A 15,946-nucleotide genomic window follows, 5' to 3' on the forward strand; every position below is an offset into this window, starting at 1 on the left:
TCCTCGCACTGTCATGAGATCCCCAGCTCGCTGTCGATGAGAGCGAAGACCTCGTCGTCGGTCGCGGAATCGATGTCGTTGCCGGTGGACGCCGGCTCGCCGCCCAGCTTCGAGAGCACGTCGCGCAGCCGCAGCGTCAGCCGGGTGCGGGACTGCTCGTCGACGTCCGACAGGACCGCCTCGAGGCGGTCGAGTTCGGCGAACGCGGCCAGCACCGCGTTGGTGTCGCCCGCCTCGCCGGAGAGTTCGGCCCGCAGGTACGCGGCGAGGGCCTTCGACGTGGGGTGGTCGAACACCAGCGTCGCGGGCAGTCGCAGCCCGGTCGCCGCGTTCACCCGGTTGCGCAGCTCGACCGCGGTGAGCGAGTCGAAGCCGAGCTCGTTGAACGGCCGGTCGGCGGCGACCGCGCCGGGGTCCGGGTAGGCCAGCACCCCTGCCACCTGGGTACGCACCAGGTCGAGCAGGATCGCCTCGGCCTCCTCGGCGTCCCGGCCGGCGAGCCGCTGCCGCAGCGCGTCGGCCGCTCCCGCGTCGGCGTCGGCCGTCCGCCTGGCGGGCACCCGGACCAGCCCGCTCAGCACCGGTGGCACCATGCCCGCGACGGCGCGTTCCCGCAGGGCCCGGTGGTCGAGCTTGATGGGCGCCACCATGCCCCCGGTGTGCAGCGCCGCGTCGAAGAGCTCCAGCGCCTCCTCGACGGGGAGCGCGCCGACGCCGGAGCGCGACATGCGCCGCAGGTCGGCCTCGGTCAGCTGCTCCGCCATGCCCGCCTGCTCCCAGCGGCCCCAGGCCAGCGACACGGCCGGCAGGCCGTTCGCCCGCCGGTGCTGGGCGAGCGCGTCCAGGTAGGCGTTGCCGGCGGCGTAGTTGCCCTGGCCGGGGCCGCCGAGCACCCCGGAGGCCGACGAGAACAGCACGAACGCGGTCAGGTCCCCGGTCAGCTCGTGCAGGTTCGTCGCGGCGTCGACCTTGGGCCGCAGCACCCGGTCGACCCGCTCAGGGGTGAGCGAGGTGATGACGGCGTCGTCGACGACGCCGGCCGTGTGCACCACCCCGCGCACCGGGTGCGCCGCCAGCAGCCCGGCGAGGGCGGCCCGGTCGGCGACGTCGCACGCGGCGACGGTGACTTCGGCCCCCAGTGCGACGAGTTCGTCGCGCAGCTCGGCCGCGCCCTCGGCGGCGGGGCCGCTGCGGCTGACCAGCAACAGCTCGCGTACGCCGTGCCGGGTGACCAGGTGCCGGGCGACGAGCCGGCCGAGCGCGCCGGTGGCGCCGGTGACCAGGACGGTCCCCTCGAACGCGGTCGCGGCGGTCTCGTCGGTGGCGCCGGCCCGCGCCAGGCGGGGCACCAGGACGTCGGCGCCGCGGACGGCGAGCTGCGGCTCGTCGGAGCCGAGCGCGGCCGACAGACCGGTCCCGGCGGCCCGGTCGTCGTCGACGTCGACCAGGACGAACCGGTCGCCGTGTTCGGACTGGGCGGAGCGGACCAGGCCCCAGGCCGCCGCCCCGGCGAGGTCGGTGACGTCGTCCTCGGGCCGGGTGGCCACCGCGCCACCGGTCAGGACGGCGAGGCGGGCGGCGGCGAACCGCTCGTCGGCGAGCCACTTCTGCGCCAGGGCGAGGATCTGGTGGGTGGCCGCGCGGGCCCGCGCGTCCTCCGTCGGCCCCCGGTCGACGGCACACCGCGCCACCACGACCTCGGGCACCGCGGCGCCGGCGTCGACGGCGGCGGCGAGGGCCGCCAGGTCCGGGTACGCGGTCGCGTCGAGGCCGTCGATCCGCTCCCCGAGCACCGCGAGGGTGCGCGGCCGGGGCGTCCCGGTCAGCGGCGTCCAGTCCAGGCGCAGCAGCGACTCGTGCCGGTCGCGGCGCAGCGCCGCCAGCTGTTCGGGCGACACCGGGCGTACCGCCAGCGCCTCGACGGAGGCCACCGGGGCGCCGGTCGCGTCGGCCAGGGTGATGGCCGCCGTGCCGTCGCCCGGCACGATCCGGGCCCGCAGCCGGTCGGCGCCCGCCGCGTGCACGGTGAATCCGCGCCACGAGAACGGCAGCACCGGGTCGCCGTCGCCGGTCGACGCCACCGCGTGCAGGACGGCGTCCAGCAGCGCCGGGTGCAGGCCGAAGCGGCCGGCGTCGTCGTGGGCCTGCTCGGGCAGGGTGAGCTCCGCGAACACCTCGTCGCCGCGCCGCCACGCCGCGGTCAGGCCTTGGAAGACCGGGCCGTAGCGCAGGCCGCGCGCGAACAGGTCGTCGTAGGCCGTGGAGACGTCGACCGGCTCCGCGTCCGGCGGCCAGGCGCGCAGGTCGGCGCCGGCGGCCCCGGCCGGGGTCAGCCGGCCCACCGCGTGGGTGGTCCACCCGTCCCCGTCCTCGGTCCGCGAGTGGACGCCCACCTCCCGGCCGCCGTCCGACGCCGGTTCGCCCACCGTCACCCGCACCTGGACGCCGCCGGAGTCCGGCAGTACGAGCGGCGCCTCCAACGTCAGCTCCTCGACGCGCGGGCAGCCGACCTCGCGGCCGGTGTGGGCCGCCAGCTCGACCAGCGCCGCACCGGGCAGCAGCACCAGGTCCGCCACCGCGTGGTCGGCCAGCCACGGGTGGGTGGTCAGCGCGAGGCGGCCGGTGAAGACCGCGCCGCCGTCCGGCAGCTCGACCGCCGCGCCCAGCAGCGGGTGGTTCGCCCGCGTCTGGCCCAGCCCGCTCGCGTCGCCGGTGCCGGCCCCCGGCCGGGGCCAGTACGGCTGGTGCTGGAACGCGGACGTGGGCAGTTCGACGGTCCGCCCCGGCACCACCGAGGGCCAGTCGACGGGCGTGCCGCGCACCGCGAGCCGGGCGAGCGCGGTGGCCACGGTCTCGGGCTCGGCGCGGCCCTTGCGGCACGCCGGGATCCACTCGCCGTCGGCCACGTTGCGCCCGAGCGCGGTCAGCACCGCGTCGGGGCCGATCTCCAGGAAGGTGGTGGCCCCGGACGCGGCCAGCGTGGCGACCGCGTCGGCGTACCGGACCGGTTCGCGCACCTGCCGCACCCAGTGCTCGGCGTCCAGCGTGGTGGGCTCGCCCGTGACGGTCGAGACCAGCGCGACGGCCGGCTCCCGGCAGTCCACCTGGGCCACCACCGCGCGGTACTCGTCGAGCATGGGGTCCATCAGCGGCGAGTGGAACGCGTGCGACACGGTCAGCCGCCGCGCCCTGCGGCCCTTCCCCGACAGCTTCTCGGCCACGGCCAGGGTGGCGGTCTCGTCGCCGGAGAGCACCACCGACTCCGGCCCGTTCACGGCGGCGATCGCCACGGCGTCGGAGAGCAGCGGGACGACCTCGTCCTCGGTGGCACGTACCGCCACCATCGCGCCACCGGTCGGCAGCGCCTGCATCAGCCGGCCCCGCGCCGCGACGACCTTCGCGGCGTCGGCCAGCGACCAGACCCCCGCCACGTGCGCCGCCGCCAACTCACCGATCGAGTGCCCCGCCACGAAGTCCGGCCGCACCCCCCACGACTCGAACAACCGGAACAGCGCCACCTCCACCGCGAACAACGCCGGCTGCGCCCACCCCGTCTGATGCACCTCCTCGGAGCCCAACACCTCCCGCAACGGCCGCTCCAGGTGCCGGTCCAGTTCCCCGCACACCTCGTCGAACGCCGCCGCGAACGCGGGGAAGCCCATCAGCTCCGCCGTCATGCCGACCCGCTGCGACCCCTGACCGGTGAAGACCATGGCGAGCTTCCCGCCGTCGGCCGTGCCGGTCACCACCTCGTCGCCGAGCAGCACCGCGCGGTGCGCGAACCCGGCCCGCCCGGTGGCGAGGGTGTACGCGACGTCGACCGGGCGCAGCGTCGGGTCGGCGGCGACGTGGGCGCGCAGCCGCGGGATCTGCTCCCGCAGCCCCTCCTCGGTCCGCGCCGAGAGCAGCCACGGCGTGAACGGCACGGCCGGCTCGTCGGCCGGCGGCGCCGGGTCGGCCTGCTCCAGTACGACATGGGCGTTGGTGCCGCTGATGCCGAAGGACGACACGGCGGCCCGCAGCGGGCGGTCGGCGGCGGTGAGCGGGACGGACTCCGAGGCGACGCGTACCGCGCCGGCGGACCAGTCCACGTGCGGCGAGGGCTCGTCCACGTGCAGGGTCTGCGGGAGCACGCCGTGCCGCAGCGCCAGCACCATCTTCATGATGCCGGCGACCCCGGCGGCGGCCTGCGTGTGCCCGAGGTTCGACTTGACCGAACCGAGCAGCACGGGCGTGGCCCGGTCCTGGCCGTACGTGGCGAGGACGGCCTGCGCCTCGATCGGGTCGCCCAGGGTGGTGCCGGTGCCGTGCGCCTCGACCACGTCGACCTCGGACGGCGACAGCCGCGCGTCGGCCAGGGCGGCCCGGATCACCCGCTGCTGCGACGGCCCGTTGGGTGCGGTGAGCCCGTTGGAGGCGCCGTCGGAGTTGACGGCCGAGCCGCGCACCACGGCCAGTACGGGGTGCCCGTGGCGCCGGGCGTCGGAAAGCCGCTCGACCACCAGCACGCCGACGCCCTCGGAGAGCGACGTGCCGTCGGCCGCGCCCGCGAACGACTTGCACCGCCCGTCGGGGGCGAGGTTGCGCTGCCGGGAGAACTCCAGGAAGGTGCCCGGCGTCGACATCACCGACACGCCACCGGCGAGCGCGAGGGAGCACTCCCCGTTGCGCAGCGCGGAGATGGCGAGGTGCAGGGCGACCAGCGACGACGAGCAGGCGGTGTCGACGGTCATCGTCGGGCCCTCCAGCCCGAGCGTGTACGAGATCCGGCCGGAGATGACGCCGCCGGAGTTGCCGGTGGAGAGGAACCCGTCGACCGACTCGGCGGAGGCGCTCAGCACGGTGCCGTAGTCGTTGTACATGACGCCCGCGTACACCCCGGTCCGGCTGCCGCGCAGCCTGGTCGGGTCGATGCCCGCCCGCTCCAGCGCCTCCCACGAGGTCTCCAGCAACAGCCGCTGCTGCGGGTCCATCGCCAGCGCCTCGCGCGGGGAGATGCCGAAGAAGCCGGGGTCGAAGTGGGCCGCGTCGTGGAGGAAGCCGCCCTGGTCGACGTAGCTGGTGCCCGACGTGTCCGGGTCGGGGTCGAATAGCGCGTCGAGGTTCCATCCCCGGTTGCCGGGGAACGGCCCGATCGCGTCGCCGCCGCCGACCAGCAGCCGCCACAGGTCCTCGGGCGTACGCACGTCGCCGGGGAAGCGGCAGGCCATGCCGACGATCGCGACCGGCTCGTGGTCGGGCCGGGTCACGACGACGTCCGCCGTCGCGGTCCGCCCGCCGGCCAACTGCGACACCAGGTAGCCGGCCAGCGCCTCCGGCGTCGGGTAGTCGAACACCAGGGTCGCCGGCAGCCGCAGCCCGGTCGCCACGCCGAGCTGGTTGCGCAGGTCGAGCGCGGTGAGCGAGTCGAAGCCCAGTTCCTTGAAGGGGCGTCCGGCCGGCAGCTTGTCCGCCCGGGCGTAGCCGAGGACGGACGCGACCCGGGTGAGCACCACCTCCAGCACGACCTCGGCCCAGCGCTCGCCGGGCACCTCGGCCAGCCGCTGGGCGAGGGAGGAGCCGCCCACCGCCCGGCGGGCCGGGGCGCGGACCAGGCCGCGCAGCAGCTCCGGCGGTTCCCGGTCGTCGCGGCCGAACGCGGCGAGGTCCACCGGCACCGGCGCGAGCAGCGCGTCGGCCGACCGGACAGCGGCGTCGAACAGGGCCAGGCCGTCCTTGCTGGACAGCTCGCTCATGCCGCTGCGCGCCATCCGGCCCAGCTGCGCGCCGCCCACGTCGGCGGTCATCTCGCTGCGCTCGGCCCACAGCCCCCAGGCGAGCGAGTGGGCGGGCAGTCCCGCGGCCCGGCGCCGCGCCGCGAGCGCGTCGAGCAGCGCGTTCGCGGCGGCGTACGCGCCCTGGCCGGGGCTGCCGAAGATGCCGGCGGCCGAGGAGAACAGCACGAAGGCGGTGACGTCCCCGGCCAGCTCGTGCAGGTGCCAGGCCGCGTCCACCTTGGGTCGCAGCACCGCGGCCAGCTGGTCGGGGGTGAGCGTGGCGATGGTGGCGTCGCCCATCACGCCCGCCGTGTGCACGACGCCGGTGACCGGGTGGTCCGCCAGCAGCGCCGCGACCTGGTCGCGGTCGGCGACGTCGCACGCCAGCACCGTCACGGTCGCGCCCAGCTCGGCGAGTTCGTCGCGCAGTTCCTCCGCGCCGGCGGCGGCGAGGCCGCGGCGGCTGGTCAGCACGAGGTCGCGTACGCCGTGCCCGGTGACCAGGTGGCGGGCGACCAGCCCGCCCAGGGTGCCGGTGCCGCCGGTGACGAGCACCCGGCTGTCCGGGCCGAACACCGCCGGCCCGGCGACGTCCTGCTCGGGCACCCGGGCCAGGCGGGGCGCGCGCACCACGCCGTCGCGGACGGTGAGCACCGGCTCGCCCGTCGCCAGCGCCGCCGCCACCAGTTCGTCGGCGGTGTCGTCGGCCTCCAGCAGGACGATCCGCTCCGGGTTCTCCGCCTGCGCGGAGCGGACCAGGCCGTGCACCGCCGCGCCGGCGAGGTCGTCCGGGCGGGTCACCACGACGAGCCTGGTCTCGGCCTGGCGGGGATCGGCGAGCCACTGCTGGATCGTGCTCAGCGCGTACGCCGTGAGGTCGGGCACCGCGGCGATGCCGGGCGCGTCGGAGAAGCACGGCAGGAAGAGCGTGTCGGCGGCCACGTCGGCCAGCGCCACCGGCGGCGCGCCGAAGACCGCCGTGTCGCCCAGCGTCTGCCACGTGCCGCGCTCGCCCCGGCCGGCGGGCAGCGGCACGTGCTCCAGCCGGAACAGCGACTCGACGAAGCCGCTGCGTCCCTTGAGCGCCTGCGGGGCCACCGTGCGTACGGTGAGCGCCGCCACGGAGGCGACCGGGGCGCCCGTGTGGTCCGCGAGGAGCAGGGCCGCGCTGTCCGCCCCCGTCCTGGTGAGCCGGACGCGCAGGCTCGTCGCGCCGGCCCCGTGCAGCGTCACGCCGTTCCACGAGAACGGCAGCTTCGCCGCCCCGTCCCCGACGTCCGCGGCGAGCGCGTGCAGGGCGACGTCGAACAGCGCCGGGTGCAGGCCGAACCCGTCGACGTCGACGCCCTGCGGCAGGGCCACCTCGGCGTACGTCTCGTCGCCGCGCCGCCACGCGGCCCGCAGGCCCTGGAACACCGGGCCGTACCGCAGGCCGAGCCCGGCGAGCCGGTCGTACAGGTCGCCGAGGTCGACGGCCAGCGCGTCGGCGGGCGGCCACTCGGTGAGGTGCTCCCCCGCTGTCGCGGCGGCGGCGAGGACACCGGTGGCGTGCCGGGTCCACATGCCGATCCTCGCCTCGGTGTCGGTCTGCCCGTAGACGCCGAGCGCGCGGCGGCCGTGCTCGTCCGGTGCCTCGACGGTGAGCCGCAGGGCCACCCCGCCGTGTGCCGGCACGACGAGCGGGGCGGTGATGACGAGTTCCTCGACGGCCGGGCAGCCGACCTCGTCGCCGGCGCGGACGGCCAGTTCGACAAGCGCCGTGCCGGGCAGCAGGACGGTGTCCAGGACGGCGTGGTCGGCCAGCCACGGGTGCGTCTCCAGGCTGATCCGGCCGGCGAGCACGACGAGGTCCCGTTCCGGGACGGTGAGCGCGGCGCCGAGCAGCGGGTGGCCGACGACGTCGATGCCGAGGCCGCGGGCGTCCACGGCGGACGCCGCCGCGAGCTGCCAGTACCGCTGGTGCTGGAACGCGTACGTCGGCAGCGGGGCCGGGGCGCCGCGGGTGTGCGGGGACCAGTCGACGGCGACCCCGCGCACGTACGCCTCGGCCAGGGAGAGCAGGAAGCGCGACAGGCCGCCCTCGTCGCGCCGCAGCGAGCCGACGAGCGCGGCCGGGGCGTCGGCGCGGTCCAGGATCTCGCGTACCCCCATGCCGAGCACGGGGTGGGGGCTGATCTCCACGAGGACGTCGTGCCCGTCGGCGAGCAGGCGGTCGATGGCGTCCTCGAACCGGACCGTGCCGCGCAGGTTCGCGTACCAGTAGTCGGCGTCGAGGGTCGCGGTGTCGACGACCTCGCCGGTGAGCGTGGAGTACAGCGGCACGTCGGCGCTTCGCGGCCGCACCTCGGCGAGGACGTGCAGCAGCTCGTCCCGGATGGCCTCGACCTGCGCGGAGTGCGAGGCGTAGTCCACGGGGATCATCCGCATCCGCACGCCGTCGGCCTCGCACGCGGCCAGCAGCTCGGCGAGGGCGTCGGGCTCGCCGGAGACGACGGTGGCGGCGGGACCGTTGACCGCCGCGACGGAGATCCGCTCGCCCCACCGGGCGAGCAGCGCCTCCACGTCCGCCCGGGGCGCCGCCACCGAGGCCATGCCGCCGCGACCGGCCAGCCCGGCGGCGATCGCCCGGCTGCGCAGCGCGACCACCCGGGCGCCGTCGTCGAGGGTGAGCGCGCCGGCGACGACGGCGGCGGCGATCTCGCCCTGCGAGTGCCCCACCACGGCGGCGGGCCGCACGCCGTACGAGCGCCACAGCGCCGCGAGCGACACCATCACGGCGAACAGCACGGGCTGCACCACGTCCACCCGGTCGAGCGACGGCGCGCCGGGCACGCCCCGGACGACGTCCAGCAGCGACCAGTCGGTGAACGCGTCGACGGCCCGCGCGCACTCGTCCATCCGGTCCGCGAACACCTCGGCGGTGTCCATCAGCTCGACGGCCATGCCCGCCCACTGCGAGCCCTGGCCGGGGAACATGAAGACGACGCGGGGCTCGTCGCCCAGCACGGCGCCGGTGGCGACGGTCGGCCCGGGTTCGTCCGCCGCGACGGCGGCCAGGCCGGCCCGCAGCTCGGCGGGGTCCGCGCCGACCACGACCGCCCGGTGCTCGAACCGGGCGCGGGTCGCCAGGGCGGCGGCGACGTCGGCCGGGGCGGCGGGGTGCAGGTCGAGGTGGGCTGCCAGCCGGGCCGCCTGCTCGCACCGGGCCTCAGGCGTACGGCCGGACACCACCCAGGGCACCGGCCCGGTCGCCGCCACGGTGGGCTGCGCGGCCTCCGGCGCGGGCGGCTCCTCGATGATCACGTGGGCGTTGGTGCCGCTCACGCCGAACGACGAGACGCCGGCGCGGGCCGGCTCCGCGCCCCGGGGCCAGGCGACGGCCTCGGTCAGCAGGTCGACCGAGCCCTCGGTCCAGTCGACCTGGTCGCTGGGGGCGTCCACGTGCAGCGTCTTCGGCAGCAGCCGGTGCCGCATGGCGAGCACCATCTTGATGATGCCGCCGACGCCGGCGGCGGCCTGGGTGTGACCGATGTTGGACTTGACCGAGCCGAGCCACAGCGGCCGGTCCCGGTCCTGGCCGTAGGTGGCGAGGATGGCCTGGGCCTCGATCGGGTCGCCGAGGGTGGTGCCGGTGCCGTGCGCCTCGACCACGTCGATCTGGTTGGCCGACAGCCGCGCGTTGGCCAGCGCCGCCTGGATGACCCGCTGCTGCGCCGGCCCGTTCGGGGCGGTCAGGCCGTTGGAGGCGCCGTCCTGGTTGACCGCCGTCCCGCGGACGACGCCGAGCACCTGGTGCCCGTTGCGCCGGGCGTCGGAGAGCCGCTCCACGATCAGCATGCCGACGCCCTCGGCGAAGCCGGTGCCGTCGGCGGCGGCGGCGAAGGACTTGCACCGGCCGTCCGGCGACAGCCCGCGCTGCTTGGAGAACGCGACGTAGGTCTCCGGGGTCGCCATCACGGTGACCCCGCCGGCGAGCGCGAGCGAGCACTCGCCGTTGCGCAGGGCCTGCACGGCCAGGTGCAGGGCCACCAGCGACGACGAGCACGCGGTGTCGACGGTGACGGCGGGCCCCTCCAGCCCGAAGGTGTACGCCACCCGGCCGGAGGCGATCGCGCCGGTGGCGTTGTTCTCCGCGTAGTCGTGGTACATCATCCCGGCGAAGACGCCCGTGTCGCTGCCGCGCAGCCCGGTCGGGTCGATGCCGGCGTTCTCGAGGGCCTCCCACGAGGTCTCCAGCAGCAGCCGCTGCTGCGGGTCCATCGTCAACGCCTCGCGCGGGCTGATCCCGAAGAACTCCGGGTCGAACTGGGCCGCGTCGTGCAGGAAGCCGCCCTCGCGGGTGTACGACCGCCCCGGCGTGCCGGGCGTGGGGTCGTAGAGTTCCGCGACGTTCCAGCCGCGGTCGGTGGGGAAGCCGGTGATGCCGTCCCCGCCGGCGGCGACGAGGTCCCACAGGTCGTCGGGGTTCCGCACCCCACCCGGGTAGCGGCAGGCCATGCCGACGATGGCGATCGGCTCGCGCAGCGTCGAGTTGAGCTTGCGGTTCTGCTCCCGCAGCCACTCGTTCTCCTTGAGCGAGGCCCGCAGCGCGGTGACGAGCTTCTCCTCCGAGTTGGCCATGTGGTCAGCTCCCCGCTTCCGTCGTCGCTTCACCGAGGTCGGCGAGCGCCATGCTGATCAGTGCGTCGGCGTCCATGTCGTCGATGGATCCGCTGGGTGCGGCGTCCGGCTCGGCGGCGGCGACCCGGACGCCGCCCAGTTCGAGCAGGCTGTCCATCAGGCCGGCGTCCCGGAGCCGGCTGAGGGGGATGGCGAGCAGGATGCGGCGGACCTCGTCCTCCGGCAGCCCGCCGTCGCTGCCGGTGTCGGGGACGAGCCGCTCGTACAGCAGCTCCGCGACCGCGCGGGTGTTGGGCCGGTCGAAGGTCAGGGTGGCGGGCAACCGCAGGCCGGTCGCGGCGTTGAGCTGGTTGCGCAGTTCCAGCGCGGCGAGCGAGTCGAAGCCCAGCTCGGTGAAGGCGCGACCGGGGTCGACGGCGTCGGGGTCGCGGTGCCCGAGCACCGTCGCGACGTTCGTGCGGACCAGGTCCAGCAGCAGGTCCGCGCACTCCGGTCCGGACCGGCCGGCCAGGCGCGCGGCGAGGCCGTCGCCGGTGGAGGCCGCCCGCCGGGTCCGGGGGCGGACCAGGCCGCGGTAGAGCGGACCGTCGACCACACCGAGGTCGAGCCCGATGGGTACGAGGACCGGCGCGGCGCAGGTGAGCGCGGCGTCGAAGAGGCGCAGGCCCTCGTCGACCGGCAGGGCGCGTACGCCCGCCTGGGCCAGCCGCTGCCGCTCCGCGCCGGTCAGCTCGCCCGCCATCCCCCCGTCCCACATGCCCCACGCCAGGGACTGCCCGGTCAGGCCGGCCGCCCGGCGTCGCACGACAAGCGCGTCGAGGAACGCGTTCGCGGCGGAGTACGCCGCCTGGCCCACGTTGCCGAACACGCCCGCCGCCGACGAGAACACCACGAACGCCGACAGGGGCGTCCCGGCCGTCACCTCGTGCAGGTGCCACGCCGCGTCCACCTTCGGCGCCAGCACCCGGTCGAGGCGCTCCGGCGACAACGACGCCAGCAGACCGTCGTCCACCACGCCGGCGACGTGCACGACCGCCGACAGGTCGCAGCCGGCGACCAGCTTCGCCACCGCGTCCCGGTCGGCCACGTCGCAGGCCGCCCAGCGCACCGACGCGCCCGACGCGGTCAGCTCCGCCGCCAGCTCCTCGGCGCCCGGCGCGGCCGCGCCACGGCGGGACACCAGCAGCAGGTCGCGCACCCCGTGCACCGCCACCACGTGCCGGGCCACCACCGCGCCCAACGCGCCGGACGCGCCGGAGACCAGCACCGTCCCGGCGCCGAGGTCCGTGGCGACGGGGTCGGCGGTGGCCGCCCGGGCCAGCCGGGCGGCGTACGGGACGCCGTCGCGGACCACGAGCTGCGGCTCGTCGTCGGCCAGCAGCACGTCGCCGTCGACCAGGACGACGCGGTCGGGGTGCTCGGCCTGGACCGAGCGGACGAACCCCCAGACGGCGGCGCCCGCGAGGTCGGTGACGTCCTCGCCGGGCAGGGCCACCGCGCCGCGGGTACGCACGACGATGCGGGAGCCGGCGGGTTCGGCCAGCCAGGACGTGAGCTCGTCGAGGACGCGGTGCAGCGCGGCGCGGACGCCGGCCGGGGTGTCCGCCGGGGCGGGGCCGGACGGGAACGTGGTCGTGTCGAGCAGCCGTACGTCCCCGTCCTGCCTTGGGGCTGCCGGCACGGGGGTCCAGGTCAGCTCGTACAGCGAGTCGTGGTGGGTCGGGCGGGCGTCGAGCGCGCCGACCGGCCGGGTCTCCAGCCTGCCCACCGACACCACGGGGGCGCCGGTGCCGTCGGTCGCGGTGATCGCCCAGCCGGAGTCGACGGGGGCGATGCGGACCCGCAGGGCGGTGGCGTTCGTGGCGTGCAGCACGACCTGCTGCCACGAGAACGGGAGCACGGTGTTGCCCGTGCCGGCGGGGTCGGCCAGCAGCGGGGCGTGCAGCGCGGCGTCCAGCAGGGCGGGGTGCAGCGCGAACCGCTCGTCCGCCTCGGGGAGGGTGACCTCGGCGAACAGTTCGTCGCCGCGTTCCCAGACCGCCGTGACGCCACGGAACGCCCGCCCGTACTCGTAGCCGGAGTCGGCGAGCCGGTCGTAGGCGTCGGTCAGGTCGACCGGCCGGGCGTCGGCGGGGGGCCACTCGGTCACGGTGTCGGGCGCGGTGACCGCTTCCGCGGCGACGAGTCCGGTGGCGTGCGCCGTCCAGCTCTCGGTGTGCTCGCCGCGCGAGTGGATCTCGACGGTGCGGCGGCCCTCCCCGTCCGGCTCGCCGACGCGCAACCGCAGTTGCACCGCGCCGTCGGTGGGCAGGACCAGCGGGGCCACCGTGGTCAGCTCCTCCAGCACCGGGCAGCCGACCGCGTCCGCGGCGTGCACCGCGAGTTCGACGAGCGCCGCACCGGGAACGAGCACGACGCCCGCGACGACGTGGTCGGCGAGCCACGGGTGGGTGCCGGTCGACAGCCGGCCGGTGTAGACGACGCCGTCGAAGTCGGGCAGCGCGACGGCCGCGCCGAGCAGGGGATGCTCGGTGTCGGCGAGCCCGAGCCGGCTCGCCGCCCCGGTCGCGGCGGCGTTCTCCGCCCAGTACCGCTGGCGTTCGAAGGGGTACGTCGGCAGCTCCGTGGTCCGGGCGCCGGCGAAGAACGTGGGCCAGTCGACCGGGACGCCGCGGGTGTGGAGCGCGGCGACGGCCCTGGTGAGCGTGTGCGTCTCGGGTTGCCCTCGGCGGGTGGTGGCGATGGCGGTGGCGTCGCCGGTGGCGGCGGCCGTGGCGAGGACGGTGTCGGGGCCGATCTCGAGGAAGGTGTCGACGTGGTGGGTGGTGGTGAGGGTGGTGACGGCGTCGTGGAAGCGGACGGCCTGGCGGACCTGGTCGACCCAGTGGTCGGCGGTGGGCCGCAGTGGTTGGCCGTCGACGGTGGAGACGAGGGGGATGCGGGGTTCGTGGTGAGTGACGGACGCGGCGACGGCCCGGTAGTCGTCGAGCATGGGGTCCATCAGGTGGGAGTGGAAGGCGTGCGAGACGGTGAGGCGCTTCGTGCGGTGGCCCTGGGCGGCGAGTGCCTCGGCGGCGGCGCGGGTGGCGGCCTCGTCGCCGGAGATGACGACGTTGGTGCCGGTGTTGACGGCGGCGATGCCGACGGTGCCGGTGAGGTGGGGGGTGACCTGTTCCTCGGTGGCCTCGACGGCGATCATGGCGCCGCCGGCGGGGAGGGCCTGCATGAGGCGGGCGCGGGCGGCGACGAGGGTGGCGGCGTCGGTGAGGTCGAGGATGCCGGCGATGTGGGCGGCGGCGAGTTCGCCGATGGAGTGTCCGGCGACGGCGTGGGGGTGGACGCCCCAGGATTCGAGGAGTCGGTGCAGGGCGACCTCGAAGGCGAACAGGGCGGGCTGGGTGTAGCCGGTCTGGTGCAGCTCGTCGGTGTCGATGACCTCGCGTAGGGGCCGGTCGAGGTGCTTGTCGAGGGCGGCGCAGGCTTCGTCGAAGGCGGTGGCGAAGACGGGGTACGCGGCGGCGAGTTCGGCGCCCATGCCCGGCCGCTGCGCCCCCTGCCCGGTGAACAGGAAGGCGAGCCGCCCGCCCGTGCCGGCGGGGGTCGGCTGCACGCCGGCCTCCAGCGCGCGTACCAGCTCCGCGAGGTCGCGGCCCACCACCGCGGCGCGGTGCTCGAACGCGGTGCGCCCGACGGCCAGCGTGAACCCGACGGCCAGGGCGAACCCGGCGTCCTCGGGATCGCGGCCCGCCACCGCGCCGGCCAGGCGCGCGGCCTGCGCCCGTACCGCCTCCGGCGTCCGTCCGGAGAGGACCCAGGGGATCACCGGCGGTTCGGCCGCGGCGACCGGCTCGGGGGCCTCCGCCGGCTCGGGCTCCTCCAGCACCACGTGCGCGTTGGTGCCGCTGATGCCGAACGACGACACGGCGGCACGACGCGGGCGGTCGCCGGCGGGCCACGCCACCGGCTCGGTCAGCAGCGACACCGCCCCCGCCGACCAGTCGACCTTCGGGGACGGCTCGTCGACGTGCAGGGTGCGCGGCAGCAGCCCGTGCCGCAGCGCGCCCACCATCTTGATCAGCCCGGCGACGCCGGCCGCGGCCTGGGTGTGACCGATGTTCGACTTGATCGAGCCCAGCCAGAGCGGCCGGTCCCGGTCCCGCCCGTACGTGGCCAGGATCGCCTGCGCCTCGATCGGGTCGCCCAGGACGGTGCCCGTGCCGTGCGCCTCGACCACGTCGACCTGGCTCGCCGACAGCCGCGCGTTGGCCAGCGCGGCCCGGATCACCCGCTGCTGCGCCGGCCCGTTCGGGGCGGTCAGGCCGTTCGAGGCCCCGTCGGAGTTGACGGCCGTGCCGCGAACGACCGCCAGCACCCGGTGGCCGTTGCGCCGCGCGTCCGACAGCCGCTCCAGCACGAGCACGCCGACGCCCTCGGACCAGCCGGTCCCGTCGGCGGCGGCGGCGAAGGACTTGCAGCGGCCGTCCGGCGACAGCCCGCGCTGCCGGGAGAACTCGATGAACGTCTCCGGGGTCGCCATCACCGTCACGCCGCCGGCCAGCGCCAGCGTGCACTCGCCGTTGCGCAGCGCCTGCCCGGCGAGGTGCAGGGCTACCAGCGACGACGAGCAGGCGGTGTCGACGGTGACCGCCGGCCCCTCCAGCCCGAACGTGTACGCCACCCGGCCCGAGGCGATCGAGCCCGTGGAGCTGTTGCCCGTGTAGTCGTGGTACATCATCCCGGCGAACACGCCGGTGGCACTGCCCCGCAGCCCCACCGGGTCGATGCCCGCGTTCTCCAACGCCTCCCACGAGGTCTCCAACAGCAGCCGCTGCTGCGGGTCCGTGGTCAACGCCTCGCGCGGGCTGATCCCGAAGAACTCGGCGTCGAAGTCCGCGGCGTCGGGCAGGAAGCCACCCTCGCGGGTGTACGACCGGCCCGGCGTGCCTGGGGTCGGGTCGTACAGCTCCCCCACGTTCCAGCCCCGGTCCGTGGGGAAGCCGCCGATCCCGTCGCGTCCGGCGGCGACCAGGTCCCACAGGTCCTCCGGCGTACGCACGCCCCCCGGATACCGGCACGCCATGCCGACGATCGCGATGGGCTCGTGCGCGGCCTCCTCCGCGTCACGCAGCTTCCGCCGCGTCTCGCGCAGCTCCGCTGTCGTCCGCCTGAGGTAGTCGAGCAGCTTTTCCTCGTTGTCGGGCATCGACGTCACTCCAAGGGCGGACCGGTGGGGGATCGTGTGCTAGAGCGGGATGTGCCCGTGCGCGCCGCGCCGCCGGACGGGGCCGGCGGCGAGCGCGGACACGGGACGGGCCCGGGTGTCCTCCGGGCGGACGGCCTCGTCGACCAGGCCGAGGTCGGGTGCGCGGCCGGGGCCGCCCACGACCCGCGCGTGGTCTGCGACGCCCCGTGCCACGAGTTCGCGGCGTCCGGTCCCGCCGGGCGCCGCGATCGTCGTGCGCTGGATGGCGACGACCTCGGCGAGGGCGTCGAGCAGCGTGGCGCCGCGCCGCCGCGCCGGCCGGGGCAGCCGGTGCAGCGGGGCGCGGCATTCGCGCTCGGTGGTCATC

3 protein-coding genes are annotated in these 15,946 nt (G+C 76.1%); all 3 read right to left on the minus strand.

All coding sequences use genetic code 11. The annotated features are described in order from the left end of the window. Positions 1-11: 11 nt before the first annotated feature. From ABZ573_RS28560 to ABZ573_RS28570, 3 genes are read right to left on the minus strand one after another with little or no spacing between them, the layout of a single operon-like run. Positions 12-10,376: a type I polyketide synthase gene (locus tag ABZ573_RS28560; RefSeq protein ID WP_358122136.1), complete on the minus strand. Its 10,365-nt coding sequence runs from the start codon at positions 10,374-10,376 to the stop codon at positions 12-14. 4 nt (positions 10,377-10,380) lie between these two features. Further along, complete coding sequence (locus ABZ573_RS28565; RefSeq protein WP_358122138.1) at positions 10,381-15,579, minus strand: type I polyketide synthase; 5,199 nt, start codon at positions 15,577-15,579, stop codon at positions 10,381-10,383. A gap of 39 nt (positions 15,580-15,618) precedes the next feature. Next, the gene (locus tag ABZ573_RS28570; protein ID WP_358122140.1) at positions 15,619-15,945 is read right to left on the minus strand and encodes a hypothetical protein; all 327 of its coding nucleotides are present in this window, start codon (positions 15,943-15,945) and stop codon (positions 15,619-15,621) included. Position 15,946: the final 1 nt, after the last annotated feature.

The sequence above is a fragment of the Micromonospora sp. NPDC007220 genome (genome assembly GCF_040634035.1).
GTDB classification, from domain to species: domain Bacteria; phylum Actinomycetota; class Actinomycetes; order Mycobacteriales; family Micromonosporaceae; genus Micromonospora; species Micromonospora reichwaldensis.